Raw genomic sequence first — 6,350 nt, forward strand, 5'->3', positions numbered from 1 at the left:
AGGTGCGGAAAGCTGCCAGCTGATTTCACAGTTTGAAAGATGCCCCTAACAGATTTTATCTCCACTCAAAGCCAGAAAATTCCAGATCCAAAAAACTGACAATCTATTCATCGTAGTTTACTCACGAAATATCTGAGATGATCTGCAATAAAACTGGCTACAAAATAATAGCTGTGATCGTAATCAGGACGAAGATTCAGGATGAGTTCCTGCCCTGCATTCTGTGCGGCTTCCTGGAACAGTTCTGGCCTGAGCTGTTCTTTCAGAAACTGGTCCGCCAGACCCTGATCTATCAGAACAGGCAGTCTTTCCTTCGCTGTCCGCACAAGTTCAAGCGGGTCATAGGCTGCCCAACTGGCACGATCCGGCCCCAGATAAGCACTGAATGCTTTTTCACCCCATGGTACCTGCGTTGGCGCCACAATGGGTGAAAAGGCTGACACAGAACGATAGCGGCCAGGATTACGCAGCGCGATCATGATGGCGCCAAATCCACCCATCGAATGTCCCGCAATGCCTCGCTGCTGCGTAACCGGAAAGCTCGCCTCAATCAGCGCAGGAAGTTCCGTGACGACGTAATCATACATCCGATAATGCGCAGCCCACGGCTCCTGCGTCGCATTGAGGTAAAATCCGGCACCCTGTCCAAGATCGTACGCATCGTCATCAGCCACACCCACGCCCCGTGGACTGGCATCCGACGCGACAATGGCGATGCCCAGTTCTGCGGCCACGCGTTGCGCGCCAGCCTTGCCAATGAAATTCTGCTCCGTACATGTCAGACCGGAGAGCCAGTAAAGAACGGGAACCTTTTCAGTTTTTGCCTGCGGGGGCAGGTAGATCGCGAAGTTTGCTTCCACACCCAACGACACGGACTTGTGTCGCCAGACTTCCTGCACGCCCCCAAAAGAGGCGTGTGTTTCCTTGCGTTCCATGGCTCTCACTGCCTTTTGCGCATGTCAGTTACCGTCCGTGAAGGTATAACTGCAGATCTTGTTCCCTGCCGGATCCCGGAGATAGGCAGCGTAAGCGCCCGGTAAGTGGCTTCGCGGGCCGGGTGCGCCTTCATCGGTTCCCCCATTGGCAAGACCTGCAGCATGAAAAGCCTCCACTTCGGCGGGTGTCGCTGCTGCAAAACCGATGGTGACACCGTTGCTTGAGGGCGCTTCACCGTTGCCTGGACGTGCAATGATGAAGGCTGGCTTTTCGCGGCCATACAGAATCCACCCATGCCCGAACGGCCCCAGGTTTTTTATGCCCAGAGCCGCAAGCGCGGCGTCATAGAATTTCGCGGATACCGCAGTATCCACTGCCCCAAGAAAAACGTGAGAGAAAACACCGTCACCGGAAATAACTGCCATGATCGTTCTCCTGTAATTTCCAACCATTGGAAATGATGTTGCGCGGTGAGACGCAGACCTTAGAAATGAATGACGGAACGAATGGATTTTCCTTCATGCATCAGATCGAAGGCCGTATTGATGTCTTCGAGCGGCATGGTGTGGGTTACGAAAGGCGCAAGTTCGATATCGCCACGCATGGCATCTTCGACCATGCCGGGAAGCTGGCTGCGTCCCTTGACCCCACCGAAAGCCGAGCCGCGCCACGAACGCCCCGTCACAAGCTGGAAGGGACGGGTTGATATCTCCTGACCGGCCCCTGCCACTCCGATGACGATCGACTGCCCCCATCCACGATGCGCGGCTTCCAGCGCCGCGCGCATGACATTGACGTTGCCGATACATTCAAAGGTGTGATCAATACCCCAGCCGGTCATTTCCACCAGAACCTGCTGGATCGGTCTGTCGTAGTCCTTCGGATTGAGGAACTCCGTAGCACCGAAGGCCTTGGCAAGTTCAAACTTTTCCGGGTTGGTATCAATAGCGAAAATCCGGCCAGCCTTTGCCTGTCGCGCTCCCTGAATGACCGCCAGACCGATCCCGCCCAGACCGAAGACGGCAACCGTATCTCCCGGCTGCACCTTGGCCGTGTTGTGTACCGCACCAATCCCTGTGGTGACGCCACATCCCAACAGACAGACATGCCCTGGATTGGATGCGGGATTGATTTTTGCCAGAGAAACCTCGGCGACAACCGTGTATTCGCTGAACGTCGAACACCCCATGTAATGATGGATCGGCTGACCTTTGTAGGAGAAGCGTGTCGTGCCATCCGGCATCACACCTTTACCCTGTGTGGCGCGCACTGAAATGCAGAGATTGGTTTTTCCCGACTTACAGAACAGACATTCACCGCATTCCGCCGTGTAAAGCGGAATGACATGGTCGTCGGGGGCAACGCTGGTGACCCCTTCTCCGACCTCGATGACAATTCCCGCGCCTTCGTGACCCAAAACGGCTGGGAACAGTCCCTCGGGATCATCCCCTGACAGGGTAAACGCATCAGTGTGGCACACACCCGTATGCGTGATCTGCACGAGCACCTCACCAGCACGAGGAGGTGCTACATCGATCTCGACAATCTCAAGGGGCTTACCCGCCTCGAAAGCAACTGCGGCCCGTGATTTCATGATTTTTTCTCCAAATAACCTATCAGCCAGCATCGAGGGCATTACCGGAGATAGGATCGAACGAGTGACACCACATTCTCGATCGAACCACTGGCAGCATCGCGATCACCGGCACACTCAACAAATTCTTCCCGCAGGTGGCTTTCGAGAACACCGGCCATTAATCCGTTGATCGCTCCCCGGATAGCCGCCACCTGTTGCAGCACCGGACCGCAATCAGTTCCCTTCTCCAAAGCCTGTTCCAGCGCATCAAGTTGCCCGCGAATACGGCGCACGCGAGTCAGAACGCGCTTTTTCTCAGCTGGTGTGTGCGGCACGAACGCTTACTCCCGAATATACTACCCTTGAGTATCCTTGTCATACTATAGGGCAGTATGACGAGGATCCAAGGGCGTGCTTGTCATATGATCCGATCACAATTCCGTATCGCTGAAATTTTCATCNACGTCCATGGGTTGCCCGTCTGTGTCTTGGGATCATTCAAGAGGTACAATTAGTGAGATCCAGACAATCTCTGCAACGAGGCTTTGAAGCGCTGATGTCCGCTATTTGGCAAACAACCTTGTGGTCCAAACGACCGACATGAGGCGTAAGCGGACCTGCTGCTTACGCCTACAAGCCGGACATAAACCGCGTTAAACGGTCGTCCGAAAATCGGGCGTTAATAGAAACATTATGACAAGGTAGCGCATCTCTACAGGCTTGTGTGGAAGCCTGTCTCATTCAACAAAGAGAAATGAGCAAATTTTCTGTTGCGCCCACAGTGCATATCCGACGTTTTCTGGCCGCTCCCGCAGGTGGGGCGTCTGTCCTCATGCTTGCATCCCTGTTGGGTCTTGTCCTGGCGAATTCGTCATGGGCGTCGGGTTACGGCACCCTGATAACAGCGCCCATGAAATTGCCCATCTTGGGAAAGCGGGGGCCAGAAAACATTGACGCCTGGGTCTCTGACGGGCTCATGACCCTGTTTTTTCTGGTGGTCATTCTCGAAATCAAAAAGGAAATTGTATCTGGGCACCTCTCATCACTACGCCGCATCGCCCTTCCGCTTATCGGAGCATTGGGTGGAATGATCGTGCCTGCCCTGACGTATCTGCTGGTGACATGCGGGCATCCAGAAGCGACACGCGGCTGGGCCGTTCCTGTTGCAACGGATGCTGCGTTCACGTTGCCAATCATCCTTGCTCTTGGAAGGCATGTCTCGCCGGGAGCCAGGGCCTGGCTGATGGCGCTTGCCATTTTCGATGATATGCTGGGGATTGTGGTGATCGCCCTGTTTTATGGGAGCGCTCTGTATTGGCCGGCGCTGATCGCGGTCGTGATCGTGACTGCAGCGTTGGTCGGCGCGAACAGGGTTGGGATCAGAACCCTCTGGAGCTACGGCACCGGTTGCGTTCTGTTGTGGGTGGCGCTTCTGGATTCCGGTCTGCACCCGACGCTTGCTGGGGTCATCACCGGCCTATGCCTTCCGGCAGTCACCTCAGGAATGGATGCCAGACAGGCTACGCCACTCGATCGGACATCTTCTGCATTGACCCCGTTCGTTACCTGGGTCGTTCTACCGCTGTTCGGTTTCATGAACGTGGGTGTTTCACTAGCTGGCGTTCATCCGGACATGATGCTGGAGGCTGCTCCGCTCGGGATTATGTTAGGACTGATCGTTGGCAAACCGGTCGGCGTCTTTGGTGTAACAATACTCTCGACCCATCTGAAGATCGCCACGCTTCCGGCTGAAACGCCAACGGGGATGTTGTTTGGTCTTTCGCTGCTGTGTGGCATTGGATTCACGATCAGTCTATTTATCGCAAATCTGGCATTTTCCGGATCAGATCTTGTGACCCCAGCCAAGATGGGCATCTTTGCCGGCTCTGTTTTGTCTGCCCTGATGGGGTGGCTCTGGTTACGCTTCTTACCCCAACACGACCGGCTACCTTCTCAATAGAGGATGTCCGGTACGAGAGAGATACCACTCGGAGCCAACATTCTGCTGTCCCCCCTAAACCGCTTGTCCGCTCAACAGGAGCCGTGCGGACAAGCGGCGGTCGCCCTCATCTCGGTCGTAAGGTGGGTCGCTTAGGGTTTTGATAAGCCGACGTCGTATGCCAGAAATGCGCGCCAGCCCGGCTCATAGCTTTTCAGGCAAGCGGTGTTCCGAGTTACGTTCACTATAGCGGTCCACTAGATAGTCGGCCCGGTCGCGCAGCAGCCATGTGAATTTCATCAGTTCCTCCATGACATCTACCATCCGGTCATAAAGGGGGGACGGCTTCATGCGGTCATCGTCACCGAACTGCGTATAGGCCATTGGCACGCTGGACTGGTTGGGGATGGTGAACATCCGCATCCACCGGCCCAGCACCCGCAGGCCATTGACGGAATTGAAGCTCTGCGATCCACCCGAAACCTGCATGACCGCCAGCGTACGGCCCTGCGTCGGGCGGATTGAGCCTTCGGACAACGGCAGCCAGTCGATCTGGTTCTTGAACACGGCAGTGATGTTGCCGTGCCGTTCGGGGCTGCACCAGACCTGACCTTCCGACCAGATCGAGAGTTTCCGCAGTTCCTGCACTTTCGGATGGGTCGCGGGCACGGAATCCGCTACCGGCAGGTCGGTCGGGTCGAACACCCGTGTCTCGGCGCCGAGGACTTTCAGAATGCGCTCTGCCTCCAGCACCAGCAGGCGGCTGAACGAGCGGGGACGCAAAGAGCCATAGAGCAGAAGGATACGCGGCGGATGGTCCACACGCGGTTGCGGTTCCAGCCGCGCGAGATCGACCGGTTCAAGATACTCCGGATGCAAGGCTGGCAGCTCAGGTTCGGTCATATATATCGGTCCTGTCGTGTATTACGGGTGACTGATCCGGGGCAGCCATAGGGCCAGCGCCGCGAGTGTTGCCAGCAGGACGGGCGGGGTGATCACCAGTCCGACCTTCATATACTGCCTCCATGTGACCCGATGATTTTTGGATGCCAGCACATGCAGCCACAGCAACGTGGCGAGACTGCCGATCGGTGTAAATTTCGGCCCGAGATCGCAGCCGATGACGTTGGCATAGATCATCAGGTCGCGTGTCAGCGGCGTGATGTCGTGAGCCTGCTGGATCGCCAGCGCCCCGACCAGCACACTCGGCATATTGTTCATGATAGACGACAGAACAGCCGCCAGAAAGCCGGCGCCTATCGTGGCAGCGAACGTCCCCTGATGACCAAGCCAGACCAGTGCGGTTGCAAGGTAGTCGGTCAGCCCGGCATTGCGCAGGCCGTATACCACCAGATACATACCCAGCGAGAAGATCACGATCTGCCATGGGGCACCCCGCAGCACCTTGAGAACAGGGATGACCCGGCCATATCCGGCGACGAGCAAGAGGATTCCGGCGGCCAGGCAGGCTACGACACAGACCGGGATATGAAACGGCGCGGTCAGGAAATAGGCCGCCAGAACCAGGGCCAGCAGCCGAAATGCCGCCCGGAATACATGGTGGTCACGAATGGCCGTGGCGGGTGCTGGCAGTTCGGCGACGGGATAGGTCGCAGGCACCTGCCGCCAATACCACAGCCACAGGACGGCAAGCGTTGCACCAAGTGCTACCAGATCGACGGGGACCATGATGGCGGCATAGCGATCGAACGCAATGCGGAAGAAATTGGCGCTGACGATGTTCACCAGATTGGAAATCACCAGCGGCAGGCTTGTGGTGTCTGCGACGAAGCCAGTCGCAATGATGAAGGCCAGGGCTGCGGTATGGCTCAGGCGGAGTTGAGTGAAAATGGCAATGACAATGGGCGTGAGCAACAGGGCCGCGCCGTCATTGGCGAA

The 6,350-nt window shown here is 56.5% G+C and carries 7 protein-coding genes; 1 reads left to right on the forward strand and 6 read right to left on the reverse strand.

From position 1 onward, the window contains the following. Nucleotides 1-107 precede the first annotated feature (107 nt). From fghA to frmR, 4 genes are read right to left on the reverse strand one after another with little or no spacing between them, the layout of a single operon-like run. Complete coding sequence (fghA, locus tag JK202_RS16085; protein WP_211562493.1) at nt 108-935, reverse strand: S-formylglutathione hydrolase; 828 nt, start codon at nt 933-935, stop codon at nt 108-110. Between the two features lie 24 nt (nt 936-959). Next, a complete protein-coding gene (locus JK202_RS16090) occupies nt 960-1,361 on the reverse strand; it encodes a VOC family protein (RefSeq protein WP_003618982.1) in 402 nt (133 codons plus the stop codon). A gap of 59 nt (nt 1,362-1,420) precedes the next feature. Then, nucleotides 1,421-2,530, reverse strand: coding sequence for an S-(hydroxymethyl)glutathione dehydrogenase/class III alcohol dehydrogenase (locus tag JK202_RS16095; RefSeq protein WP_211562495.1), 1,110 nt, complete (start codon nt 2,528-2,530; stop codon nt 1,421-1,423). Between the two features lie 41 nt (nt 2,531-2,571). Further along, the gene (frmR, locus tag JK202_RS16100; protein WP_025829448.1) at nt 2,572-2,847 is read right to left on the reverse strand and encodes a formaldehyde-responsive transcriptional repressor FrmR; all 276 of its coding nucleotides are present in this window, start codon (nt 2,845-2,847) and stop codon (nt 2,572-2,574) included. Between the two features lie 419 nt (nt 2,848-3,266). Between frmR and nhaA the strand changes: the two genes are divergently transcribed. Continuing rightward, nucleotides 3,267-4,472, forward strand: coding sequence for a Na+/H+ antiporter NhaA (gene nhaA / locus JK202_RS16105; protein WP_062499618.1), 1,206 nt, complete (start codon nt 3,267-3,269; stop codon nt 4,470-4,472). A gap of 183 nt (nt 4,473-4,655) precedes the next feature. Here nhaA and arsH read toward each other — a convergent pair whose 3' ends face one another. Next, entirely contained in the window at nt 4,656-5,354 is a 699-nt protein-coding gene (gene arsH / locus JK202_RS16110; protein WP_010505757.1) for an arsenical resistance protein ArsH, read from the reverse strand. Between the two features lie 21 nt (nt 5,355-5,375). Continuing rightward, on the reverse strand, nt 5,376-6,350 hold a 975-nt coding region (arsB, locus tag JK202_RS16115), incomplete at its 5' end, for an arsenical efflux pump membrane protein ArsB (protein ID WP_211562497.1).

The organism is Gluconobacter sp. Dm-62 (genome assembly GCF_018256155.1).
Classification (GTDB): domain Bacteria; phylum Pseudomonadota; class Alphaproteobacteria; order Acetobacterales; family Acetobacteraceae; genus Gluconobacter.